The 23,981-nt window shown below is 42.0% G+C and carries 24 protein-coding genes; 21 read left to right on the top strand and 3 right to left on the bottom strand.

Features of this window, described 5'->3' with window-relative positions:
- The first annotated feature begins 10 nt into the window (after window positions 1-10).
- The 20 genes from A11Q_RS10550 to A11Q_RS10450 all read left to right on the top strand — a co-directional run bounded on the left by A11Q_RS10550 (window position 11) and on the right by A11Q_RS10450 (window position 16,891).
- The gene (locus A11Q_RS10550) at window positions 11-253 is read left to right on the top strand and encodes a ferredoxin (RefSeq protein WP_015470799.1); all 243 of its coding nucleotides are present in this window, start codon (window positions 11-13) and stop codon (window positions 251-253) included.
- On the top strand, window positions 228-911 hold the full coding sequence (gene nth / locus A11Q_RS10545) for an endonuclease III (RefSeq protein WP_015470798.1): 684 nt from the start codon (window positions 228-230) through the stop codon (window positions 909-911). The genes A11Q_RS10550 and nth overlap by 26 nt, the downstream gene beginning before the upstream one ends.
- 12 nt (window positions 912-923) lie before the next feature.
- The gene (locus A11Q_RS10540; RefSeq protein ID WP_015470797.1) at window positions 924-1,406 is read left to right on the top strand and encodes a hypothetical protein; all 483 of its coding nucleotides are present in this window, start codon (window positions 924-926) and stop codon (window positions 1,404-1,406) included.
- Window positions 1,407-1,409: 3 nt separating this feature from the next.
- Window positions 1,410-2,444 carry a thiamine ABC transporter substrate-binding protein gene (locus A11Q_RS10535; protein WP_015470796.1) on the top strand — a complete coding sequence of 345 codons (1,035 nt, stop codon included), beginning with the start codon at window positions 1,410-1,412 and terminating at the stop codon, window positions 2,442-2,444.
- Between the two features lie 70 nt (window positions 2,445-2,514).
- Window positions 2,515-3,912, top strand: coding sequence for an ABC transporter permease family protein (locus A11Q_RS10530; protein WP_148284988.1), 1,398 nt, complete (start codon window positions 2,515-2,517; stop codon window positions 3,910-3,912).
- On the top strand, window positions 3,884-4,549 hold the full coding sequence (locus tag A11Q_RS10525; RefSeq protein WP_015470794.1) for an ATP-binding cassette domain-containing protein: 666 nt from the start codon (window positions 3,884-3,886) through the stop codon (window positions 4,547-4,549). Before A11Q_RS10530 ends, A11Q_RS10525 begins: the two co-directional genes overlap by 29 nt.
- A 400-nt stretch (window positions 4,550-4,949) precedes the next feature.
- On the top strand, window positions 4,950-5,777 hold the full coding sequence (locus tag A11Q_RS10520) for a flagellin N-terminal helical domain-containing protein (protein WP_015470793.1): 828 nt from the start codon (window positions 4,950-4,952) through the stop codon (window positions 5,775-5,777).
- Between the two features lie 263 nt (window positions 5,778-6,040).
- Complete coding sequence (locus A11Q_RS10515) at window positions 6,041-6,436, top strand: hypothetical protein (RefSeq protein WP_015470792.1); 396 nt, start codon at window positions 6,041-6,043, stop codon at window positions 6,434-6,436.
- 242 nt (window positions 6,437-6,678) lie between these two features.
- Window positions 6,679-7,071 carry a hypothetical protein gene (locus tag A11Q_RS10510; RefSeq protein ID WP_015470791.1) on the top strand — a complete coding sequence of 131 codons (393 nt, stop codon included), beginning with the start codon at window positions 6,679-6,681 and terminating at the stop codon, window positions 7,069-7,071.
- A 501-nt stretch (window positions 7,072-7,572) separates the two neighbouring features.
- Window positions 7,573-8,406 carry a flagellin N-terminal helical domain-containing protein gene (locus A11Q_RS10500; protein ID WP_015470790.1) on the top strand — a complete coding sequence of 278 codons (834 nt, stop codon included), beginning with the start codon at window positions 7,573-7,575 and terminating at the stop codon, window positions 8,404-8,406.
- Window positions 8,407-8,588: 182 nt separating this feature from the next.
- On the top strand, window positions 8,589-8,981 hold the full coding sequence (locus tag A11Q_RS10495) for a hypothetical protein (RefSeq protein ID WP_015470789.1): 393 nt from the start codon (window positions 8,589-8,591) through the stop codon (window positions 8,979-8,981).
- 192 nt (window positions 8,982-9,173) lie between these two features.
- Entirely contained in the window at window positions 9,174-10,529 is a 1,356-nt protein-coding gene (fliD, locus tag A11Q_RS10490) for a flagellar filament capping protein FliD (RefSeq protein ID WP_015470788.1), read from the top strand.
- 4 nt (window positions 10,530-10,533) lie between these two features.
- Window positions 10,534-10,935 (top strand): flagellar export chaperone FliS, encoded by a 402-nt coding sequence (fliS, locus tag A11Q_RS10485; protein WP_015470787.1) that lies wholly within the window; start codon window positions 10,534-10,536, stop codon window positions 10,933-10,935.
- Window positions 10,932-11,336 (top strand): hypothetical protein, encoded by a 405-nt coding sequence (locus tag A11Q_RS10480; RefSeq protein ID WP_015470786.1) that lies wholly within the window; start codon window positions 10,932-10,934, stop codon window positions 11,334-11,336. The genes fliS and A11Q_RS10480 overlap by 4 nt, the downstream gene beginning before the upstream one ends.
- A 201-nt stretch (window positions 11,337-11,537) precedes the next feature.
- Window positions 11,538-12,419 (top strand): tetratricopeptide repeat protein, encoded by an 882-nt coding sequence (locus tag A11Q_RS10475; RefSeq protein ID WP_235044602.1) that lies wholly within the window; start codon window positions 11,538-11,540, stop codon window positions 12,417-12,419.
- A gap of 13 nt (window positions 12,420-12,432) precedes the next feature.
- On the top strand, window positions 12,433-14,304 hold the full coding sequence (locus A11Q_RS10470) for a sensor histidine kinase (RefSeq protein WP_015470784.1): 1,872 nt from the start codon (window positions 12,433-12,435) through the stop codon (window positions 14,302-14,304).
- A complete protein-coding gene (locus tag A11Q_RS10465; RefSeq protein WP_015470783.1) occupies window positions 14,301-14,651 on the top strand; it encodes a response regulator in 351 nt (116 codons plus the stop codon). The genes A11Q_RS10470 and A11Q_RS10465 overlap by 4 nt, the downstream gene beginning before the upstream one ends.
- Window positions 14,648-15,205 (top strand): 16S rRNA (guanine(966)-N(2))-methyltransferase RsmD, encoded by a 558-nt coding sequence (rsmD, locus tag A11Q_RS10460; protein ID WP_015470782.1) that lies wholly within the window; start codon window positions 14,648-14,650, stop codon window positions 15,203-15,205. The genes A11Q_RS10465 and rsmD overlap by 4 nt, the downstream gene beginning before the upstream one ends.
- A gap of 3 nt (window positions 15,206-15,208) precedes the next feature.
- Window positions 15,209-15,691 (top strand): pantetheine-phosphate adenylyltransferase, encoded by a 483-nt coding sequence (gene coaD, locus A11Q_RS10455; RefSeq protein WP_015470781.1) that lies wholly within the window; start codon window positions 15,209-15,211, stop codon window positions 15,689-15,691.
- Window positions 15,692-15,694: 3 nt separating this feature from the next.
- The gene (locus A11Q_RS10450) at window positions 15,695-16,891 is read left to right on the top strand and encodes a pyridoxal phosphate-dependent aminotransferase (protein ID WP_015470780.1); all 1,197 of its coding nucleotides are present in this window, start codon (window positions 15,695-15,697) and stop codon (window positions 16,889-16,891) included.
- A 47-nt stretch (window positions 16,892-16,938) separates the two neighbouring features.
- Here the strand turns inward: A11Q_RS10450 and A11Q_RS10445 are convergent, their stop codons facing one another.
- Window positions 16,939-17,835 carry a DUF2802 domain-containing protein gene (locus tag A11Q_RS10445; RefSeq protein ID WP_015470779.1) on the bottom strand — a complete coding sequence of 299 codons (897 nt, stop codon included), beginning with the start codon at window positions 17,833-17,835 and terminating at the stop codon, window positions 16,939-16,941.
- A gap of 149 nt (window positions 17,836-17,984) precedes the next feature.
- Here A11Q_RS10445 and A11Q_RS13615 point away from each other — a divergent pair, with 149 nt between their 5' ends.
- On the top strand, window positions 17,985-20,300 hold the full coding sequence (locus A11Q_RS13615) for a hypothetical protein (RefSeq protein WP_015470778.1): 2,316 nt from the start codon (window positions 17,985-17,987) through the stop codon (window positions 20,298-20,300).
- A 188-nt stretch (window positions 20,301-20,488) separates the two neighbouring features.
- Here the strand turns inward: A11Q_RS13615 and A11Q_RS10435 are convergent, their stop codons facing one another.
- Window positions 20,489-21,010, bottom strand: coding sequence for a hypothetical protein (locus A11Q_RS10435; protein WP_235044601.1), 522 nt, complete (start codon window positions 21,008-21,010; stop codon window positions 20,489-20,491).
- Between the two features lie 49 nt (window positions 21,011-21,059).
- Entirely contained in the window at window positions 21,060-23,915 is a 2,856-nt protein-coding gene (locus A11Q_RS10430; RefSeq protein WP_015470776.1) for a TolB family protein, read from the bottom strand.
- Window positions 23,916-23,981: the final 66 nt, after the last annotated feature.

The following is a 23,981-nucleotide window of genomic DNA, read 5'->3' as shown; positions in this document are numbered from 1 at the left end:
TCGGAGGCATATGGCTGAGCTGGATCAGAAATGGAAAGAAAACAAACCAGGTAAAATGTTTGTTGATCAGTCTTGTATTGCCTGTGACGCCTGTGTTCTTTCAGCGCCGAAAAACTTTGCCATGCACGAAGAAGATGGCCACGCCTTTGTGGTGAAGCAACCCGATACTCCAGAAGAAGAAGCTGCATGTAAAGAGGCGATGGAGGGATGTCCTGTAGAGGCCATCGGTGACTTTGGCGAATCGGAAGGTTAGTTCTTCTCGGCAGCTTACTAAAAAATCTGCGACAAAAGTCGAGTTTGATTTCGTCCTTAAAAAACTAAAAAAACATTATCCCTATGCTCACTGTGCTTTGCACTTCACGAATCCATTTGAGCTTTTAGTGGCCACGATCCTGTCGGCACAATGCACTGATGAGCGAGTTAACAAAGTGACTCCGCATCTATTTGAAGCGTATCCCGATAGTTTCAGTATGAGCGAGGCTCCAGTTGAAGAAATCGAAGAGATCATTAAATCCACTGGTTTTTTTCGCAATAAGGCTCGCAATATCAAAATGTGCGCGCAAGAGCTTGTGGAAAAGTACAAGGGTGAAGTTCCACAGACGCTAGAAGAGCTGCACGCACTTCCCGGTGTGGGCCGTAAAACTGCCAATGTGGTTTTGGGGAACGCTTTTGGTATAGCGTCAGGTGTTGTCGTGGATACTCATGTCACAAGACTGTCGAATCGTTTTGGCTGGGTTAAAATGACCGATGCGGTAAAAATCGAAATGAAACTCAATAAGATGTGTCCACAGAAGGACTGGATCATGCTGTCGCATTATTTGATCGCACATGGTCGGGAAATCTGTGTAGCACGTAGTCCTAAATGTGATATCTGTTTTCTTCAGGAAGCTTGTCCTAAGCGTGGAGTTTAGGTAGGCTTAGTCATGCTTCAAGCCTACTTCGAGAGTATCAAATATGTCGGGCATTTACTGCCTATGTCTTTTCTTCGCATCTTCTTGGGATACTATTATCTCGATTTAGTTGTTCAAGATTGGCCTAAGTTTGTGATGAAAGTCGGCGGATACTCCGATGTCTTTGTGGCGGCGTTAAACAAAGCTCAAATTCCTGCATGGTATCGCTTACTTTTAAGCGAGCAAATTGTGCCGAACTGGCAGATTTATGCATTTATTATCATTGCTCTGCAACTTGTTGTGGGTGTGTCTTATATCATTGGCTATGTGGTTCGCCCAGTTTCTGCTTTAGCGATTCTGCTTTGCTTAAACTACATGACATTCTATTCCGTTGATCAGGAAATTTTCTTTAAGCTTTTAATCGCCTGCCACATTATGTTGGCATGGGTGGGTGCGGGACGCTGTCTTGGCGTCGATTACTATTTTTATAAACGTCGTCGTGGTCTTTGGTGGTAGTGAATGAAGCACTTTGTTGGTTTTATAGTTTTTGTTTTTGTCGCTTTATTGGGTATTTATTTTTATAGCGAAAATAGTGCTAATAAAAGTGAAGATAAAAAAATATACGTGTATGCGTCTTCTTCCTTTGTTGCGAAGTGGGGTGCGGGCCCAGCTCTGAAAGAAGCTTTCGAAAAACAAAATATTTTCAAAGTTGAGTTTATTGAAATTTCAGATTTGGCAATGGCTCTACAAAAAATCAGTTTTGAAAACGAGAGCTCTTTAGCTGATGTGGTTTTAGGGATTGATCAGTTTGATGCTATTCGTGCTGCAAGTAAAATACAGTGGCGGGACATTCCTCGTAATCAGAATATTAAGTTTGCCAGCAGTATTGCGGCTGTAGCCAACGATAAAAACTTCATTCCCTATGACTGGGCGCCGATGAGCTTTATCGCTCGCAAAGATTTTACTTACGAAGTTTCGAGCATATCGGATTTACTGCATTCCCAATTCAGCAGACGAATTGCTTTACAGGACCCTCGCACCAGTTCTCCGGGATTACAGTTTTTATCGTGGGTTTTCTTAAGTAAATCACCAGATGAGGCTTTGCAGTACCTAAAAGGAATGGCGAAGCAGGCTCATAGTTTTTCCCCAAGCTGGTCAGCTTCTTATGGACTGTTCACTAACAAACAAGTGGATTTAGTTTTTTCGTATGTGACGTCGCCGATTTACCATCAAGTAGAAGAGTCTGATGCGGGCTATTTTAGTATTGAAACGACAGAGCCTCTTCCACTGCAAGTGGAGTTCGCAGGAATTCCAGCTACATGTAAAAACTGTGAAGCGGCCGAGATGTTTGTGAATTTTTTATTATCGGCTGAGGCTCAAAAAATTATCATGAGCAAAAACTATATGTTGCCAGTTATCGAACACGCAAAAGAGGGAACCCTATTTGATGCGATTAAGATCTATAGAACTCTTCCTGCAAAGTTCTATGAACCGGCTGAAATAGAAAAGTGGGTAGCCACTTGGTCTGAGATTCGAAAGAATGAAGGGCTCTAAAAACTTTTTCGCGAATTTTTCATTTCTAAGTTTTGGGCTGTTTGTCTGCTTTTTGGCACCCTATTTTATTTTGTTTAAGTATTTTTCTCCGAAGTTTACGATTTCAACGGAAGAGATCTTTTTCGCGTTAAAGAATTCAACGTGGCAGGCGGGAACCGCCGCTTTTATTGTGACTGTCTTAAGTATTCCGATGAGCCAAGGCCTTATGGCTCTAGGTTCAAAGACACGGTCTTGGGTTGAAAAGCTCTTAATGCTGCCTCAAATTTTTCCGGCTCTTTATTCCATATTAATTATCTTTTCATTGGTGAATCCGTTTCCGATGGGCACCTATGGAATCATTCTTGTCTTTTGTGTGATTAACTTGGGGTTTGCAACCTTGCTGACATTGTGGTCGACAGAAAACAAAATGGGCCGCATGGCTTTGATCAGCGAAGTCTATGGCATAGGAAGATTGAGGTTTTTAAGCCGTATTTATTTTCCTGCATTGAAGGCAGATCTTTGGGTGAATTTCTTTATTATTTTTATTTTCTGTTTTTCGAGCTTTTCCGTGCCGTTGATGGTGGGTGGTGGTCGTGGTCTTAATTTGGAAGTGCTTATCTACGAAAAGATTTTTGTGGAGCATAACTGGAATATGGCCGTCACTTTAGGTTTCTTGCAGACATTACTTATTTTCTTTCTGAGTGTGCTGATTTTTCGCGAGCAGCGCCGCCCGAAAGAGGTCTTTGTTAAAGGTCGCTATTTAGTCTCTTTCACAGGTTTAGTTTTTGTTTTGGTTTACTTGCTTCTTTATATTGGTGGCTATTTACGAGGTGTTACGACTTCGTTAGCGCAAGTCCCATTTCTTTTTATGTACATATGGGATTTAGCTGCAGCCACATCGTTCACTTTAAAAACAGTGCTGCTATTTTTGCTGATGAATGGGGTGCTGCTGATCCTGTGGCTTTTGGATTTTATTCAGCGTGGTCGTTTTAACTCAGCTGTGCACATGATCTCGGTGTCCACTGTGGTGACAGGGTTTGCTTTCTATTTGATTTTTCCGGTCAGTGCTGACTTTGACCAGACAAAAATAATTTTTGGCATGAGCGTTTTGTTATTCCCAGCGCTCTTTAAATTATTTTTGCAAAAACCGATTGAAAACTTAAGCCACCAGATAAATATCGCTAAAGCTTTAGGGATTTCCAAACGAGTGATTATTTCTGAAATTATTTTTCGTCAGCTCAAAACACGTCTGCTGGCATGGGCCTCTTTTTTGGTTTTATGGCTAAGCAGTGATTATGCTATTGTGAAGTCTTTAGGAATACAGACGCAAACACTGGGAATGATTTCGGCGGGTTTTTTAAGTAGCTATCGCTTGGCTCTGTCTTACCTCATTAGCTTTTACATTTTAGTATTTTGGGTCTTAGTGATGGTTCTTGTTTACACTGCGGTGAAGGTGATCTATGTCGTCTATAAAAAATTTGCGTTATAAGACAGAGGATTTTGTTTTAGATATTCCCGAATTACAGCTTCCTGAATCCGGTGTGACAGCTATTGTCGGGCATTCCGGAGCTGGAAAAACCACATTGCTGAATATTCTGGTGGGACTGCTAAAGCCCGATACAGATTGGCAATGGACTTTTAAAGGTGAAGACTTGAATAAAATGCGTATGGAAGATCGCCGCATCGGAGTTGTTTTTCAGTCTTACGATTTATTTCCCCACTTGAGTGCAGAAGAAAATGTTTTATTGGTTTTGCGCTCACGTCACAGAGGGAATCACTATTCCGAAGCGATGCAAAAGTTAGAGGTATTGAAAAAAACTTTATCTGTCGAATCCTGTTGGCAAACTCGGGCACAAAATCTTTCTGGCGGAGAGAAACAAAGAATCGCTTTACTCAGAGCTTTGATGTCGAATCCGCGACTGTTGATTTTAGACGAGCCGTTTTCAGCATTAGATCCAGAGCTGCGCGCCGAGGCGCGCTCTCTCGTAAAAAATGTGATTTCACAGTTGGAAATTCCAGTCTATTTGATCACGCACGATCAAGACGACGTGCTTTCCATGTCGCAGCAGCGAGTGATTTTATCTGCGGGTAAAGTCAGTGCGATCGAGCCTTTAAAAACACGATAAAATCTGATTTTTCAGTAGATTCAACTGTCGCAAAAAAGATCTGAACTGGACCTAAGTCGCTTTAAAGCTAGACCTTGGGCTGGCTTTTTCAAAAATAAATCATCAATAAAATCATATACTTATTAAAATTCATAAAAAAAACTAGACCAAAGGCTAAAGTTACCTAGACCTAGGTCCGAAGAGATATCCGTACACGTTGGCGGAACTAATAAGTGACCTCGGATCTCTTTCCACGGCAGAAGATTTCTCTGAAGCTGTGATAAGACCCCAAATCCCTTCTTAGGCGTACCTACGAACTTCACAGGTCAGTCACCCTGAGTTTTTCGTAGGTCCTTCGCCAATAATTTTAAAGTTTTTAACAAAAGAAAGAGTAACAACAAATTATCCAAGGGGGACGTATATGGGTTTAAGGGTGACAACGAATATGGCTTCGATAGCCGCGCAAAGATCGTTAGCGGCGCAATCGAAAAAGCTAGAACATGCCTCGCAGGCACTATCCACAGGTTCGCGTATCGTAAGGGCTGCTGATGACTCGGCCGGTTTAGCGATCTCGGAAAATATGAAATCCGAGATTCGAGCGACAGCGCAAGCCAGAAGTAATGCCTTCAATGCGATCTCAGCGACTCAGGTCGGTGAGGGTGGATTGTCCGAGGTTTCTAACTTGATCACGCGTTTACGTGAATTAGGAGTGCAAGCGGCTTCCGATTCCGTGGGACAGAAAGAGCGCCAATACTTACAGTTAGAGGCGAAGAGTTTGTCCGACGAGATTGATCGTATTGCGAAAACAACAAAATTTGGCGAAAAGATGTTACTGGACGGATCAAATGCTGCATTTGACTTCCATGTGGGATCTGACTCTGGAAAAGAAAATATTATTACTTACAGGATTGAAGGGAATGCGACCTCTTCCGAATTGAATTTAGATTCTGTGGACATTACAAGTAAGTCCGGAGCTAGGGATTTATTAAGTAATGCCGAACAGGCCCTCGAAAAAGTTTCCACCATGCGTGCGAGTTTTGGTGCGATTCAGTCGCGCTTAGAATCGACCGTGAATGGGTTGGATGTGAAGTACGAAAACATGAGTGCGGCCCGCTCGCGTATCGCGGATGCGGATATTGCGAAAGAGTCTTCGGACTTGGCATCGGCGACGATGTTACAATCTGCGGGTCTATCAGTATTGGCTCAGGCCAACCAGCAGCCTTATGCTGTGATGAAGTTGCTGGGTTAATGTGCTTTGGTGATCCTTTGAGGTTGTCACCCTAATAAGATAACTTCAGAACCCCGCCCTGATGGTGACTGCCATCAGGGCTTTTTTATTCAGAGCACTTTAAAAGGCTCTGATCCTTCGTTGCCTTCGTCTGAGAGCCTTTTAAAGCGCTCGAATAGTAAGCAAAATTTCTAGAGTTTTCGCTCTATGTCAAGACTTAAGTCCCTTTACAGGCTTTTCAAAGTCAGTGTAGTAATAATGCCACATTACATAAAGGGGTACACATGAAGTCATTATTGATGTCTTTAGTTTTAGCCGCAGCTTTTCAAGCTAACGCAGCAACAGTTGAATTAGGAAAATACAGAGCAGTAGATGCAGATACGAAAAGTATCATCGCTGACTTTCAATTAAGAGCAAACGGAACTGTTCACTTCACAGTGAAATCTCCGGACTTCACAATGCCAGCTCCGGGTTGCGAAGGTAAATACAGTGTAAAAGGTAACACTTTCACTGCTAACGTAAACTGCCCAACTCCGCTTTTGCCTACAGCGAGCGTACAAATCGACATCACGAATGTGACTCCTGAAGGCTTAAGAAGCAAAGATGGCGTACGTGTAAACGTGGTTATCGATGCCTTAGGTGACGAAGCGACTCCGTTCTTGTTGAAAAAGAACGACTAAGCCTTCAAGGCTTGAAAGGCTTAAAAGGGCTTAAATCAATATAAAGCTTTTGAAGGGGTACCTAGGTGCCCCTTTCTTTTTGTTAATATGTAAACAAATTTTAGATTGTTTGGCGTAGAGTGTCTCAGCTTAGGAAAATTATACAGCGAAATGGTCACAGAAGCATTTTAGACACCTTTGGGGCTGGAATAGCATTGGCATATAGTTTACCGAAACCAAAAACCAAAAGGAGAGAGGGCCTTATGAAATCAATTTTAGTATCTTTATTATTAGTCGCTTCAGGATCTGCATTCGCAAGTAATGTGGAATTAGGAAAGTATAAAGCTGTAGATGCAGACACGGGTACGATTCAAGCTAGTTTTGAATTAAAAGCCGGTGGCGATGTGGATTTTAAAGTGAGCACATCTGAGTTACCACAGCCAATCGCATGTAAAGGTAAGTACAGTGTTGCGGGAAATAAGTTTTCTGCAGATATGAAATGTCAGTCTGATTTATTAAGTGAAGTGAAAGTAAATATTGATGTAACGACTGTGAATGCAGAGAGCTTAAGATCTGCAAAAGGTGCAGAAGTGAATGTTGTGATCGACGCTTTAGGTGATGAAGCAACAAAGTTCTTACTTAAAAAAGCTGACTAATACGTCGCTGTTGAAACTTAAGTTTCATTCGTAAAAGGGTTGCTCACGCAACCCTTTTTTATTTCTGAAAAATGTGAATTTTCCCTCTGAAAACACTCTGCTTACAGAGTGAAAAATCCAGAATCACGACTAGACATCTACTAAAGGTCGCAAAGACTGAGGTCTGACAGCGAAAGGTCCTATACAGACTGGTTGGGACCAAGGCCTTTTAGGCCCTAAATCGTGCAAAAACCCTATAAAATGGTCTATTTTTCAAAACTTTAGTCCAGTTTCCGTTGGACGAAGGTCTAGTTTTGCAGGACGAGACTAAAGCGCCATACAGACTAGCCGAAAGGTACATCAACAACAACGACCCAGACTCGACGGGCTTGGTACCGAGAAGGCTTAAAGGTGTGACTGCCAATAAGTTTTCGATTGTAGGAATCACGCATGACGAGAGCAAGTCACCAACGTGTACAAAGCACTTTGCAAAGACAAAGGCTTTAAAGAAAGAGGTCTAAAATGGGAATGAGAATTTCAACAAACGTAGCGTCGATTAATGCACAAAGAGTTATGAACACTAACTCTAAAGAGATGCAAAAAAGTATGGCGCAATTGTCAACTGGTTCAAGAATCACTAAAGCCGGTGACGATGCTGCAGGTTTGGCTATCAGTGAAGGATTAAAATCAACAATCCGTTCATTCGGTCAAGCATCTCGTAATGCTAACGACGGTATCTCAATGTTACAAACTGCTGAGCAAAGTATGGGTGAGGTTTCAAACCTTGTAACTCGTCTTCGCGAACTAGGTGTTCAAGCTGCTTCTGACTCTATCGGTGATAAAGAGCGTGGATTCATCCAAAAAGAAGTAGATGCTTTAAAATCGGAAATTCAACGTGTTGCTGAATCTACATCATTCGGTGATCGTAAATTGTTAAATGGTTCTGGTGGTGTATATGATATCCACGTAGGTACTGGTGCTAACGAAGCTACTGACTGGATTTCTTATGACTCTTCACAAACAGATGTAACTGTTGCTAAATTGGGTATCAATGACATCGACTTCTCTTCTAAAGAGGGTGCAAGAGCTGGTTTAACAGCTTTAGATTCTGCTCAATCAACAGTGAATGGTTCACGTGCTAACTTGGGTGCTTTACAAAACAGATTGTCATCAACTGTTGACGTATTAGGTACTATGTCTGAGAACTTGAGCGCAGCTAACTCTCGTATCCGTGATACTGACGTAGCTCAATCAACTTCTGACTTAGCTCGTAACAACATCTTGTTGCAAGGTACTTCAGCGACATTGGTTCAAGCTAACCAAATGCCATCAATGGCTCTGAAATTAATTGGATAATAATTTAGTAATCTAAGTTTTTTGGGCGGGGCGATGACCTCCGCCCTGTCCAAAATAATACTTGTCGAGGGTTTGGGTCACCAAACCTTCGTTTTTCCGTTTCTGGACTAGTCTTTCTGGCAGTCTTTTCTTTAGAAAAATCTCAGTTTAAGTCTTCTTTAAAATCTGCCGATAAATACAGTATGAATATCAAGAATCTTCTTGGAAATACTGCTACTTCTTCTGTGACAACGGCGACAGTTAAAAACGTTGCGCAAGTGGATAAGCCTATTCAAGCGGATAATACTCATGATCGTGATGCCAATGGACAGCAGTCCTATCAAAAAGAAAAACCAAAAGAAAGAATGTCACGCGAGCAATTTGAAAAAGCTTTGGCTCTGTTACGAGAGAAAAGTTTTATCAAAGATATGCAGTGGGTGGTATTAGCGGTTTACGAAAATGACGTGAAATACGCTTTGGTACAGGATTCTACAGGACAACTGATCCGCAAAATTGCGGAATATGATCTATGGGACATCTTTGAAGAGCCTGCTCAGGCGGGGACAAAGGGCCAGCTTTTAAAGCGTACAGCTTAAGAGTGTCGAAAGACAGATCTAAAGACTCTAAAAATCATCAAAACTTAAGACCAAGGGCTGAATTTCCTAGGGAAAACAGGTCGTTTTTGCCTACTCGTATTTCGTCTAAGCCAATCAATTGACTCACGGTTTTTCTATATTATCTGGAATAATAATAGAAGGTAATACTCTTCAATTCATGGAGGAACTGAAGTGTCTGTAAGAATTAATGGCTTAGCAAGCGGGTTACCACCCAATCTGGTCGATCAAGTGATCGAAGCAGAACGCATGCCTATTAAGCAGATGCAAGGTCAGAAAAATACAATTGAAGATAAAGTAAAATTAGTTACCGATCTTGAAACTAAAATTAACGACATCTCAAAAAATTTAACATCGATTGTCGGAGCCAGAGGTTTCGTCGACAGAAAGTTTGAATCAAGTTTCCCAGATATCATAACGGGAACTTTAGATCCTAACGTGGCCGAAAAAGGCGAGTGGACGTTAGAGGTTGTACAGTTGGCGGGAAAACCATCTGCTGTAACAAATGGCTTCCCTGATAAAGATAAAACCACTTTGGGAGTAGGATATATTAAATTCCAAACGGAAGAGGGCGAAAAAGAAGTTTACATCACTGAGGGCGACTCAACTCTTGAAAAGATAGCTGCGGCGATTAATCGTTCAGGTGCGGGAGTGCGAGCGATGGTCGTGAATGATCGCAGTGATAAAGAAGACAGTTTTAAATTAGAAATATCGGGCTTGAAAACGGGTGATGACAATGAAGTTAAATTCCCGACAGTCTATTTATTAGATGGTCGTCGCGATTTACAATTTGTAGCGACGAATAAAGCGCAAAATGCCAAATACAAAATTGATGGTCACGAGTTTGAAGCAACAGAAAATAAAATCACCGATTTGATCCCAGGGGTCGTATTAGATCTTAAAAAGGCTAAACCTAATGAAGTCGTGAATTTAAAAGTGACTGAGAACTACGAAGTCATCGCGGACAAACTCAAGACATTTGTGGATTCCTACAATGGAGCATTAGCTTTTATTCAAAATCAGAATAAGTTAACACCCGATCGTGATGGGAATCAGCGTTTGGGTCCTTTGGGTGGTGATAGCATGGTTCGTATGACGGAAAGCCGTCTGCGCAGCATGATTCAAGATCCTCAGCAGACGAATAGTAAATTTAAAAGAATACTAGAGCTGGGTGTCGAGTTTAATCGTAATGGTACATTGAATTTGAATCAGGATAAATTTAATAAAATCGTATCGGAAAACCCAGAAGATGTAGTGGAGTTTTTACGTGGCGATTTTGTGACCAACGGATTCGTTACGACAATGAAAAATAGACTTGGCAGCATTGTAGATGCGCAAAGTGGACCAGTGACAACACGTAAAAAATCTATGCAAGAGCGAATGTCACAAATTGATCGTCGTATCGATGCAAAAGAAAGAATGCTCAGCAAACGTGAAGAGCAGCTCAGAAGACAATTTGCGAAAATGGAAGAATCAATGTCGAAATTACAAACCCAAGGTGCTTCGGCAGCAATTGGCGGGGGGGGATAACTAAGTGGCGAATCCGTATCAAAAATACAAACAGACATCTGTACTGAGTGCAAGCCGTGAGCAGATATTGCTTATGCTTTACGAAGGAGCAATCAAGTTCACTAAACTTGCCATTCAAGGTGCAGAACAGAAAAAAGTAGCAGATCGTTCTCATAATTTAATGAGGGCTTTTGACATTATTGCCGAGCTGAATGCAACGCTGGACCACAAAGTTGGAGGCGAATTGGCTCAACAGTTAGAACAACTGTATGTGTATATGATGGAACGCTATACACAGGCGAACTTGAAGGGTGATCCGGAACCTCTCAGAGAAAATCTGAAGATTCTAGAGAACCTTTATGATGGCTGGAAACTGGCCGTCGAGAAGTTGAAAAAGGAAAGTGAACAAAAAGGGGGGGCAGCATGATTCGCTTAATACAATTTTTGAACGAGAAAAACCATTTTCTAGAGAAGTTTTTCTCTTTGAATGAGTCCGAGATCACTCGATTGCAAGCTGGAGGGTTTGATCAGCTTGAGACATTTTATCATCAACGGGAAGATCTACTTAAAATTATTAAGTACATTGATAATGAAATCCACAGATCGCACCAATTACATAAAGATGTAAGTGGGCAATACACGGAAGAGCAAAAAGCACAAATCCGTGATATGTTGCGCACGAAAGAAGCTTATGTAAAACGCATCTTAGAGCAAGATTTAGTTATCTTGGGATTGATTGACAGCGCGAAGTCGCAAATCATCCAAGAACTACAAGGTGTGAAAAAAGCGCGCAAAGCTTTAGGTGGATATAAGATCACAGCTGCTTAAGTCGCAAGCGTCAGCATGACCATTGGTCACGGCGCTATTTGATTTTAGTCTAGATTTGATGAAGAGCCAGTCAGAGTTTTGACTGGCTGTCAGAGATCTTGGTTGAAAAAAGAATCAAACTTCATAAATAAGTTTTGGGCATGGCACCATCATTGCTTTCGAAATATATGCGACATATGATGTGTCGCTTTTTCGGAGGGCATGATGCCGCAAACTCAAGTCTTTGGTCAGATCGAGGGTGATCTGCAATCTCAACGCTATTCTTCCGCTATGCGAAAGCTAGTCGAAGTTTCAAATGAATACAGTCACAATTTGTATTTCTTAGGTTTGTTAGCGCAGACGCAAACGGCGCTGGCTGACTATGCAGGGCTGGTAAAAACATTAACGGCCACTGCTAAAATTTCAGATTCTTCCGCAGCCTATTTGGATTTGATGTATGTGCTTTATACGCAAGGGCGTTTGAATGAAGCTTTGGATATAGGCTTATTTTTGCAAGAGCGTGATTTGACTCATGTACAGCAACGCTCATTAACACACTGTTTGGTGCGTGTTTATATTGAGTTTTCAGATCACGAGGGCATTCGCGAGTTGGCAGAACAAAGCAAAGGCCATGAAGAAGATGCGCTTCTTGTTTGGGCGATGGGACTCGTCGCTTTGGCCGAAGATGATAAAAATATGGCGTTAGATAAGTTTCGTCGCTCAGTTGAACTCAATGCACAAAATGATCGTGCATGGGTGAGCCTAGCTATTTTACATGACGAAATGGGTGACCGAGAATTAGCACTAGCAAATTTAGAGCGTGCTTTGGATGTTAACCCTGAAAATGCGACGGGATTGAAGTTATTGGCTCAGTGGTGCGGTCGCAGTGTGGAAAAAGTCGATGAGGTTATTGGTAAAATTCAGTACTACCTTGATCGCCATGACTTTGATGAAGAAATGAGCTCTTGTTACATACGAGTTTTAAGAGATCAGCGATTGTATGGTCCTGCTTTTTTTGAAGTGAACAAGTTGATTTTGGAAAATCCAACGCAAGGTCACTTTCAGCAGGTCAAAAAAAATTTAGAAGATCATGCTGGAATGTGATATCTTCTGAGGAGTGTTAGTTCAGGTTCAACCTCAGTATCAAAATCATGTTAAAACTATATTAAGTAATATAGCTGGATTGAATAGTTTTTTCGAACTGAACGCCTCTTCAACTGAAGGGGCGATTTTTATTGGAGATCTGGATTATTTAGAAGGATTTTCATTTGAGCCTTCGCAAATTCGAGTTTTAGTTTCTGCTGATAAAAATGTACAAGTAGATCGACTACAGAATATTGCCGAAGTATCCCGCCTCTATGTTATTGAACCGGAAGACGGGCAGTTAGAAGATATTTTACTGACAATTAAATCTAAGACTGAAAAGAAATCCCAGATCAGTCAAGTTAAGTCCGAGATTCAGAAAAAGCGAAAAGAGCTAGAGGAACTCAATAGCCAGCTTTCGAATGAAAACGAAAAAAAAATTCAAAGTCTTGAAAAATCCCATGTTGAAGAAAGTGAAAAGAACAGAAATGAAAAGAGTCTTTTACACTTTTTAGATTTTATTCAATCTGAATCTGTCAGTTACGATTTCCTAGAAAAACTCTTTAGGTTTATCTGGAAAGACCTGAAAAAAATGGGGCGAGTTCATCTGATTGGTTTAGGAATGACAACGCAATCAGGTAAATCGAAGATATTGTTTTTCGATGGATCTTCTGAGTCGACGACATTAGCTCCGTATTTGGACTTTAAATCCGAGAAAATATCGAATCAGTTAGCCAGTGTGTGGGGACGCCCCGTCGGCAAGGTGGCCGCATGGCAATTGCCTGAAATTTCACGCGAGTCCTTTGTTTTTATCGAAACAGTAGATCAACAGACGAACTGGCAAAGAATTAAAGATTATTTTGCTGAACGGTTGGCGATCACCAGCATGTACATTGATCGCTGGATGATTGAAAAAGAAACAGAAGTTGTTGTCGATCGTTGGAAGAATACATTTAAGTCTTTTCCTGGGTTTACGCATGTTGTGGATGAAGATTTCCGCATTTATCAAGCCAACTATCCATTTGAAGAAAAAAGCTACTGCTATAAATTATTAGCAGGCCGCGAAACTCCCTGTGAGAGCTGTCCGATCATTAAGAACAAAAACACCACGTTAGTTCTTAAAAATGAACTGACCATGAAGACCTACTTTTCCCAGTTCAGATTTCAACATAAGAAATTCTTCTTTGTTATTTACGAAGACATTACAAAAATGAACTTGCTGCATATGCAGATTATTCAAACAGAAAAAATGTCGACGCTAGGGCGTTTAGGGAATCATTTGGCCCATGAACTGAATAATCCTTTAACTGGGGTGAAGTCCTACGTGCAAACCTTGCTGGAAGACAAAGCTGTGGTGGAGTCGTTACCTAACACCGCCACATCGGACTTAAATGAAATTCTAAAAGCGACTGTGCGCTGTCAAAAAATCATTAAGAACTTTATCGATTTCAGTCAGAAGAAAGAACCTTCTTTAGAAGAAGTGAGCTTTGATGAAATTCTTCAGAACACAATAGTTTTATTAAAAACCGCATTGCGATCACATCGTCTATTTATTGATTTAAAGGATGATCGCGTTCGCGCCAATGCCCATGATTTACAGCAGGTACTTTTTAATTTGATTAAGAACTCATGTCAGGCCATGAAAGATGCCGGTACCATTAAAGTTTATAGTGAAGTTGAAGGGGATAAGATTTTATTCCACGTAGAAGACAGTGGTGATGGTTTTGACGAGGCGATCTTAAAAAACATCTTTCAGCCTTTTATGACGACAAAAGCTCAGGGTGAAGGAACTGGTTTAGGACTATATCTTTCTAAAAAACTAATGAATAATATGGGAGCCGATTTAAGAGTCTCTTCGGCAAAAGAAAAGGGCGCCAAGATTTCATTGGTGTTTGATAAGTTATGAAGTTTTTAATTGTAGATGATGAAGCGCTTATTCGAAAGTCCCTAGTTAGGGCATTTGCAGCCGCAGGCTTTCAGTGTGATGAAGCTGAAAATGGTAAACAAGCTCTAGAAAAAATTAATACCAATAATTACCGCGCTGTTTTATTAGATGTCATTATGCCAGAAAAAAATGGCTATGAAGTTTTGTTAGAGATGAAAAAGAACACTCCGGTTTTTGTGATCTCGGCTTTTACAGGTGATGATACCAATATCGGATTTATTCAAAAGGACCCAAGAGTTATTGAGTACCTAACCAAGCCATTCGAAGATATATTTGCTATAGTCAAATTGGTGGTAAGTAAAACATGAGGATCATATCCGGTCGTTTTAGAGGTAGAGTTCTGAGTTCATTTCAAGCGGATCACATCCGTCCAACAACGGATCGTGTGAAAGAGACATTATTTAATAAATGGATGTCTGACGTCGAAGGAGCACAGGTTTTAGATTTATTTTCTGGTACGGGTAATTTGGGATTTGAAGCCCTATCGCGTGGGGCCCTACATGTCGATTTTGTTGAAATGAATGTGAAATCAATCAACATCTTAAAGAAAAATGCAGAGCTGTTGAAGCTCGACGATGGCGAGTACAAAATTTACAAGCAAGATGTATTACAGTACTTAAAGCGCTATCAGGGAAAGCCATATAGTTTGATTCTGGCAGACCCTCCCTTTACAGAGAAAATGGCCCATGATGTGATGGTCGCTTTAGACCAGAGTTCATGTTTTGATAGTGAAACTTTAATAGCCATTGAGTCCCATAAAAAAGAGCGTATGGAAGAAAATTACGAGCATCTGTACCGCTATGACTTCAGGGATTATGGCGACAAAGTCCTTTCTTTCTTTACTAAAAAAGCGCAAGATTAGAGCATGTCAAAAATAGCAGTTTATCCGGGAAGTTTTGATCCGATTACAACGGGTCATTTAGATATCATTGATAGAATTTCACATATCTTCGATCATGTGATTGTCCTTGTGGCGGATTCAAACGAGAAAAACTATTTGTTTAGCGCTGAAGAAAGAGCCGCTTTTTTAAAAAATGCAACGGCAGGAAATTCTAAAATTGAAGTCGATGTTTTTCAGGGGCTCACTGTGGACTACATGAGAAAACGTAAAGCCCATGTGATTGTTAGAGGCTTGCGCGCGGTGGCTGATTTTGAATATGAGGGCACATTGGCCAGTATGAATCGCCGTTTGGCTCCGGAAGTGGAAACGTTTATGGTTTTCTCTCGCCCTGAATACTACTTTATTTCTTCGCGCGGAGTAAAAGAAGTGGCCCGCAACGGCGGGGCTTTGCATGGGTTAGTACCTGATTTTGTTATCGAAAGTTTACAGAAAAAAATAAGAGGTTAGTTTATGTTATCGCAGAAAGCTCAGAGTTTAAAAACATCTCCGACTTTATTCTTAGTTGCTAAAGCACGTGAGCTGCAATCGCAAGGTCACGATGTGATCTCTTTAACTGTGGGTGAGCCGGATTGGGCTACATACCCTGCAGCAAGTGAAGCGGGTATTGAAGCGATTCGTAAAGGCATGACAAAGTACACTCCTGCCAATGGAACTGTTGAGCTTAGAAAAGCGATTGTTGAGCGTATTAAGTCTGATTTGGGGCAGTCGTATGCCATCAATGAAGTCGCTGTGACCAGTGGAGCTAAGTTTGCCATTTTTGCTGCCTTACAAGTTTTGTGTGATCCACAGGATGAGGTGATTATTCACTCTCCGTATTGGGTGAGCTATCCCACAATGGTAGAACTGTCTGGAGGAAAACCTGTTCTGGTGACTTGTACGGAAGAGACGAACTTCAAAATCACTGCAGACTTATTAAGAAAACACATCACGCCGAAAACAAAAGCGTTTTTATTTTGCTCTCCATCGAATCCGACAGGATTTGTCTATAGCCGTGAAGAACTAGCCGCCCTAGCGGAAGTTTTAAAAGAGAATCCACGTGTAGCAGTGATCACAGATGATATGTATAACCGCCTGATGTTTGATGGTTCCCACTGTGCTCCTCATATCTTACAGGTGGCGCCAGAGCTGCGCGAGCGCACGATCATCATCAATGGCGGCTCAAAAGCCTACTCGATGACAGGGTGGAGAATCGGTTGGGCTTTAGGGCCACAAAAAGTGATTCAGGCTTTAGGAGACTATGCTTCGCAATCGACGGGTGCTCCCTCAAGTATTTCCCAGCATGCGGCGGTACAGGCGATCACCAACTGCGAAGCCAATATTCGCGAAACCAATCAGGTGCTAAAAGATCGTTTAGTGGCGGCAATGCACGAGTTTAAGACTTTGCCTCAGTTTAAAGTATTTGAGCCTCAAGGGGCTTTTTACCTATGGGTGGATGTGCGTGCAGCCTTAGGGCGGTCGTTTAATGGTCAAGCGGTACAGAGTTCTAAAGACTTTTGCCAAATCCTTTTGGAAAAGTTCTTTGTGGCTACAGTCCCTGGCGAAGAGTTTGGTAATCCGGGCTTTATGCGTCTGAGTTTTGCTATTGATTCTAAAAGAATGGCGGAAGCGATTAGGCGGATGCGTGACCTAGTAAATCAAATGGCCTAAGATCTTAGGCCATTTCTATAAAAGCTATTTGTTAATTAAAGAAAAAATTATTTCGTGATTTTACGAAACTCAAACGGACGCACAATCTTGCCAGACTCCGTGCGTGTTTCCAGCGCTGGCTTTTGCTCTTCTAAAAAGGTCTGAGGAATCTGTGTCGAGTTATGTGCCAATGTGTCGGTTAGGGCATTCGTTGTCGCATTCGCCATAACGTGTGACATAGAATTCGTCATAGAGTTCATAGAACCAGCAGCAGATACATTCAAGCTGTTTTTGAATTGTTGTTGAATCTGATTCATGCTGCTCATGTCTGGCTTAGCGATATCAAATGCGGTAGAGGAAACCATTTGATTCATTTTTTGCAGTTGAGATGCGAATTCATTTATTTCTTGAGAGCGCGTTTCAGATGAACCCGAAGCCGTATTCGCTGCAGCATCTACCCATGCTGGAAGACTTTCTTCAGCGAATTGCAGTTCTTCGCGATTCATTTTGCTGATCATTTCGATCTCAGCTTTTGAAAGATCGATTTTTTGACTGATTTGATCTGCAGTAAAGCCCTGATTTGCTAGCTTAGCTGCTTGTACGTACTTACCCGTTTTTTGCCTTTCTGCGATCTCGGCATGAGGGACTTGTTCGTAGAAAATTTTAGAAACATCTAAAGCCTTCGATAGAGCATTTTCAATCTGTGCTACTTTTTCATCGGACTTATTCAGTTGTGTTTGTACACTCAAAGACTTTTGTTCGATAAGATGAACCCACTTACGCACTTGCTCATCTGTCTTATCAGAGAGGTCTTGTAAGATCGAAATTTTGTTTTGTAAAAGTTGCAAGCCTTTGGTCAGGCGCTGATCTTCAGCCTTCGCCTTGTTCTGCGTAAGATGATTAAACGCAATATAAGCAATTAACAACACATTCAATAAAGATAGACTTAGTAACCAATAGTTCACGGGGACTCCTTATCAGTTTTTATTTTAGCGACTTATTCTGAGACATGAAAGGTGGTCTAGTGTCTCAATTTTAATAACCGGACTAAAGGCCTCTATGCTCAGAATGAGAATTGATTTATTCTGATACTAGGCAAATAGGGGAAGTTTTAATGATGATAACAAGAATGGCTTTGTTGGTTGCTGGGGTATTTCTATTTCTTTCGTCGTGTGCACCGGTCAAATTTACACGTTCAGATAATGTCTCTGTAGCAACTAATTGTAGTGGTGATGCCTGTATTGCTTCAACGGTTGCCTGTGATCCTAAGATCAATGGAGCTTTGACGACATTTACGTACACATCCTTAACGGCAAACTACCCTTCAATTCAATCTAACTGTGCCCCTACAGATGTAGATTACACATGGGTTGTTAAAAAAGCTGATGGCACTGTTATTACGAACTCTATCCCAGGCCTAGAAAATGCCAATCCTTCAGATGTGAATTTCACTGTTTTGGGTCAAGGTAACTACTACGTATATCTAACAGCAGGTAAAACGGGTAATGGGTTAAATCCTTACAATGCGACTACTCCTTTGGAATTTATCGTTCCTGGTTCTGGAGTCGGTAACAGCTTAACTTGTGATCCTAAATTAAATGGAACTCAGACAAGTGTGGTGGTACGTGCTAGCGATAGCAACCCTGCGATCACAGCAAATTGTACTCCTGCTGCTGCTACCTATATTTGGACGGCAACAAAAGATGGTTCTAACTTTACTATCGCAGGTTTGAGTGGAGCTTCTTCGACTCCAAATATTAAATCTTATGGACCAGGTGTTTATCGTATCTCTTTATATGCGGTAGCCACAGGTTCAACTCACTGGCAAAGCTCATCACCATTAGTGGTGACAGTGCAAGATGATCCAACACCGATTGCGGCTATTCAGTGTAATCCGCGTATCAATGGTTCATTGACAAATTTAACTGTGACTTCAAGTTCTCCGAATCCTTTAATTAGCGGTAACTGTGCTCCCTCTGCAGTTCAGTACACATGGACTGTTACTAAAAATGGAAGCAATGTAACAGTGCCAGGTTTAAGCGGAGCCAATTCAAATCCTAATTTCTTAGGACTTGGAACTGGTACTTATTTAATTTATCTAACAGCAAGTGCACCTAACCACAGCAACTGGAGTACAACAACTCCGTTGAGTATCACAGTAGATAACACGGGTCCGACTCAGACATTGAGTTGTGCTCCACGTTTAAATAATACATCTGTGGCGGTTACGATTACTCCGAGCGGTAACAATCCATTGGTAACTTCTGGATGTAACCCTTCAACAGTGACTCATACATGGAGTGTGTTCAAAGCGGGAAGTGCTGTGACTATCGGAGGCTTAAATGGAGCTTCTTCTACTGGTAACTTCATTGGTGCTGGTTTAGGAACTTACTTCATCTATTTGACAGCTTCAGCACCGGGATACAATGCGTATGTGAGTCCATCTCCGCTAGAAGTGACAGTGGCGACTGCAAATGATCCACTTCGTCCTGTGGTCTTCGAAAAATTAGTTCAAGTGACAGACAACAAAGTGGATATCTTGGTTGTTGTGGATGACTCGAACTCAATGGCTCCTGAAAATACAAAATTAGCTCAAAGACTACAGGGTTTCGTACAAGATTTAACGGCCTCTGGGGTCGACTGGCAAATGTGTGCGACGGTAACGCGCTCACAGGATGCCTACAATAACGGAACTTTCTATTGGGGAGCTTCTCGTAACTGGGTTGGCTACTTAGGTTCGCCAGCATGGTTAATGAAGGCCGGAGCTACAGATCCATACAGCATCTTTACAAGTACAATCGCGGCTATCGGGGCTGGTTGGGCGAATACAGATGATGAGCGTGGTATTAAAGCCGCATGGTGGAGTGTGGAATATGCTCCGTACAACGGCTGTTATCGTGACGATGCTTCTTTAGCTGTGATCGTGATTTCGGATGAGGACGTAAGATCTGTGGGTGGTAACTCGTCATTACAGTACTACCAAGGGGAGTACAAACCTCTTGAGGCCGACGATCAACCACAAAGCTTTGTTAATAAGATCAGACAGCAGTTTGGTGTGGATAAACGTGTGACTTTCAACTCTATTATCGTAAGACCGGGCGATTCACAGTGTATGGCAGCTCAGGATGCGGGCGCAGCAAAATCACACTATGGTTACAAGTATAATGAGTTGTCGCAGTTAACAGGTGGTGGTGTTGCAAGTATCTGTGCTAATGATTACTCGACAAACTTATACTACTTTAAAGATCGTATCGTAAACTCGTTGGCGTCGATTCCTCTAGAGTGTGCTCCTGTAGGTCAAATCAATGTGACGATTACTCCATCGATGTCTTCAGTAGCCACTCAGTTACAAAATAACAGTGTTGTGTTCAGCCCTGCAATTCCAGCAGGTAGAACAGTGAAAGTGGAATATAACTGCCCTCGCAGTTAATTCCCTTCTTCCGATACTAGAAAACAAAAAAGCCATAAAAAAAGCCAAAAAAAAGCCAAGTTCAGAGACTTGGCTTTTTTATATTTTAGCGGTTTTATGTTTTGGCTTTTTTATATTTTATAAATGATCAAATTTATCAGTGTGGTCTGCAAAGTGGTCTACAAAGCGGCCTACAGTGAGGCCATTAATTAGCGTGAGCTTTCTTTGATAAAGACAGTCATGTAGTGGCGCACAAGGTATTCCGGTTTGAATCCTTGGCCCTTGTAGGTCCATAGAACTTCTTCAAATGCGCCCCATTTAGCTTCGATCAGTTGCTCGTCCATTACGATCGTCACATTTTCTTTTTGTTGAGGTTGTGGGATAGCAAGGTTACCTACGTAGTGAAAACGGATGCTGATCAGGCCTGCATTTTTGATCGAAAAGATCATTTTGTAGCCGTTGCGGAATAACATGAAATCAGCATGAGTTTTAGCAATCCCATAGATTTTGATACGGCCTAAAGCGGTGGGCTTCAGTTCGTTAAAGCTGGCAGAGGCTTCCGCAAAGTCACCTTTTAGGCGTAAAAGGTAAGCGATAGTTTCGTTAACTAAAATACGTTGAGTATCCAATCCTAGGTTCATATCGATCATCACCGATTTTTCGATTTGCTCATCGGCTGAAACAAGTTCGCGAATCCACGTCTTATTTTCATATCTATTGGTTTCCATCATGGCACCTCACTCTTGTTCATTTTTCCGGACCAAGGTCCTTTTTGTCAAACTAAAAGCCACCTATCTGTAAAGACAGTCCAAGGTGTCCCGACGACGCGAAAACAGGAGAGTGGGGATGGTAGTAACCGAGTACAAAATTCATAGGTAAAATATATCCGATTGTTGTTTCCAATTTAATCTCGGCCCCAGTTCCCCAGATGCTTTCATTCAAAGATAAAGCTCGAGGAGTCACAAGGTCTTCTTCCATCCCAGCACCTTCGACTCCGAGTCCATCCACCACTACAGCTCCCGAAAGTCGTTTGAGGAAGTAAGGATCTGAACCTGAACCCGTGTTGATTTCTGTTAGCGGAAAACGATATTCAATATTGGCGGCCCACATACTGCGCCCATAAAACTGTGCCGGAGCATAAGCGCGATTGACGAATTGAGAGCCTACAAGAGCATCATGCATCAGGAATTGTGAAGCACTGCTAGCTCCATAGCGACCAGCGACTCCAGAAAAAGTCATTAGCCCACTTGCTGCCGCTTTGATGGCGTGATGTTCGGGGAGGCCATAGGAAGTGAAGCCAATCAGTGTGGCCGAAGCTTTTTCGTAGTCACGGGCTATGCCATTCAGGCTTTCATCTTTTAGTTTATAATTCTTTTCAAATTTTAAAATTCCGCCCCAGCCATTTTCCGGAGAGATTTGAAAAAGAGTCTGCTCATAATCTTGATACGAGGCTTGCAGGAATGGTCCCCAGTGTTCTGACTTAGTTGTATAGTCAACTTCCTGAAGTTGGACGCCGATTTCAGCCGATACATTTTTGTTGAACCAAAACATATCGGGTAAAAGCGACAGCGCATGTGTTGTTGTCTGTACGATATTACGAGTATTTCCCACCGCACGGCTGTAGACCAAAGAGCTAATTTGAAATGGGACCGAAGTAGTTGAGTTGCGATAGACGCCATTAAAGTCGGCGCGGTTCAGTTCAGTTTCATAGCCGACCGCTAATGAATAGACGTGGCGATTTAAAGGGTCGTGCCCAGAGGTTTGGGCCAATAAATAAATTCCTCTAGAGGACGTACTTGTCGAGACAAACGGAATCCAATAGCTCGGTAAAAGGTACGAAGAAGCTCCATAGTCTTTCAAAGAATATCGGATAGGTTCATACTGAGCTTCTTGGAAAGTATAGCGATCTGCGATAGTATTGCTGATTTTAGGAAGAGGGTGACTTAAGCCTTCTGGTTTTAAAGTAAGCTTTTGCACTTTAAAACCAGAGCTCGTCATAACGGAAACCCATGCCTGTGTTTCGGTAGGATCAATGTCGAAACTCCATGTCCCCGTCATCAAGTGGGAAATGGGCTGCGCTGTTTCTAGGTTTGTAGATTTATAAAGATTATTAACGCCATTTGCAGTTGAAGTGAAGTAAAGGCTGTTGTTGATCTTTTTCAAGAAACGGATCTGCGGCATTTGTAAGGTCGCTACAGACTCGGTATTATTTTGTAAATTCAAGCGAACTAATTTTCTGTCACCATCGCGTGAAATCTTCACCGCTAGCAGAGTGTTATTGTCCCAGAATATCGGTGATTCATAGCGACTGTGTACAGTCGAGTTAATGACAAAGCGAGAGGTATTGGTATCCAAGTTCAGTGTTCGGATTTGGGTCTGCCCGCCAAAGGTTGTCACATAAGTGATCTGCGAGCCATCGTCCGAGTAAGATGCCGCCCGTGCTCTTTGGGTGTTGTCGATTTTTTTAGATCTTTGCGTTTCCAGATCATAGACGTAGACATTGGAAAAATTATGGTAAGAGTCGACAAGATCAGTTTTCGTGTAGAGTAATTTTTTTTCGGTCGGGTGAAACTCAAGACTTTGGATACCTTCAGAGGGAAGACGTTTAAGATTCAGGCTATCACCATTAAGTGCCTGAACATGTATGCGGTCTTTGCCATCAGTACTTTGAATAAATGCTAAAAGTGAAAATGGATGCGAGTAGGTAGGGCGAAGAGAAGTTAAGTTGTTTTGCGGCACCTCTTGCAGTTCGCTTAACGGGGCCGCGTTCAACATTTGAATTTGCGCCTTGGCATTTGCTTTATTGTCTTCAAGTGCGGCGTTGTAAAGTTGTTCGTAAGAACCTTGGGTCAGCTCTTGCATTGGGGTTTCAACAAAATAGGGAACGCGCTCTCCTTGGCGGTTGGCAAGGTAGGCAGAAGACTTAATGTCTTTCGTTGTATAGTTTAACTGACTGAAGAAGAGCGATCCGAAAACATAGGGGCGTGAGCCATAGGGCCACGAGGGCAGAGCTTCATTCGCTTGGGGTAAGGTGAATTGCAACAGGCTATCATCTAAAGTCCAACTGCGGATCATCGCATCTTGGTAGGTCGAGCGCAGTCGGCCTCTTGGGGTCAACTGGGTTTCTAGCTCTACTGCCATTCCCTCTTTCCACCAAAGAGGCATCAAGAGATTCGGGGCAATGATGGTTCCGAACAGAGGTCGTAAGACAGAGTAAAATCCAGTGGCGGGTTCGAACTGAAGAATGTGGGTTAACTCATGTACGATAAGTTCGCGCGCCCATTCTCCGGACTCGGATAGAGAGTCATGATCATTTGCGGGTACAGTGAAAGCCATGATGTGAGGGTAGGGAATACGAGTCGCATATCCATTGGTAATATCAGTCGTATCGTTGACAATAAGGATGATACGTTCAGTGTTTTGCGTGAAGATTTGCGACAGTCTTTGATAGGCTTTTTCGGCTACTGATGCATAGTGTAGACCTAGGTCTTGCTGCTTAGCAGAAACAATGACGTCAAAGTGCGCAGTTTTAATGATTTTCCAGTTTTCGTTTGCGTGTCCTATCCGTTGGGCGAGGGAAATGCTGCCATTGAAAAATGCAAAGACAAGCGCACTAAGAAAAATAATAAGTTTCATTCGCCTACATTTTGGCTAGTAATGTGTGACTTGTCTATTAAAGTTTGTCAGGATAAGCAGTAAAGT

The sequence above is a fragment of the Pseudobdellovibrio exovorus JSS genome (assembly GCF_000348725.1).
Lineage (GTDB): Bacteria > Bdellovibrionota > Bdellovibrionia > Bdellovibrionales > Bdellovibrionaceae > Pseudobdellovibrio > Pseudobdellovibrio exovorus.
The sequence above is the reverse complement of the archived record's forward strand: the minus strand, read 5'-3'. Positions and strand labels throughout refer to the sequence as shown.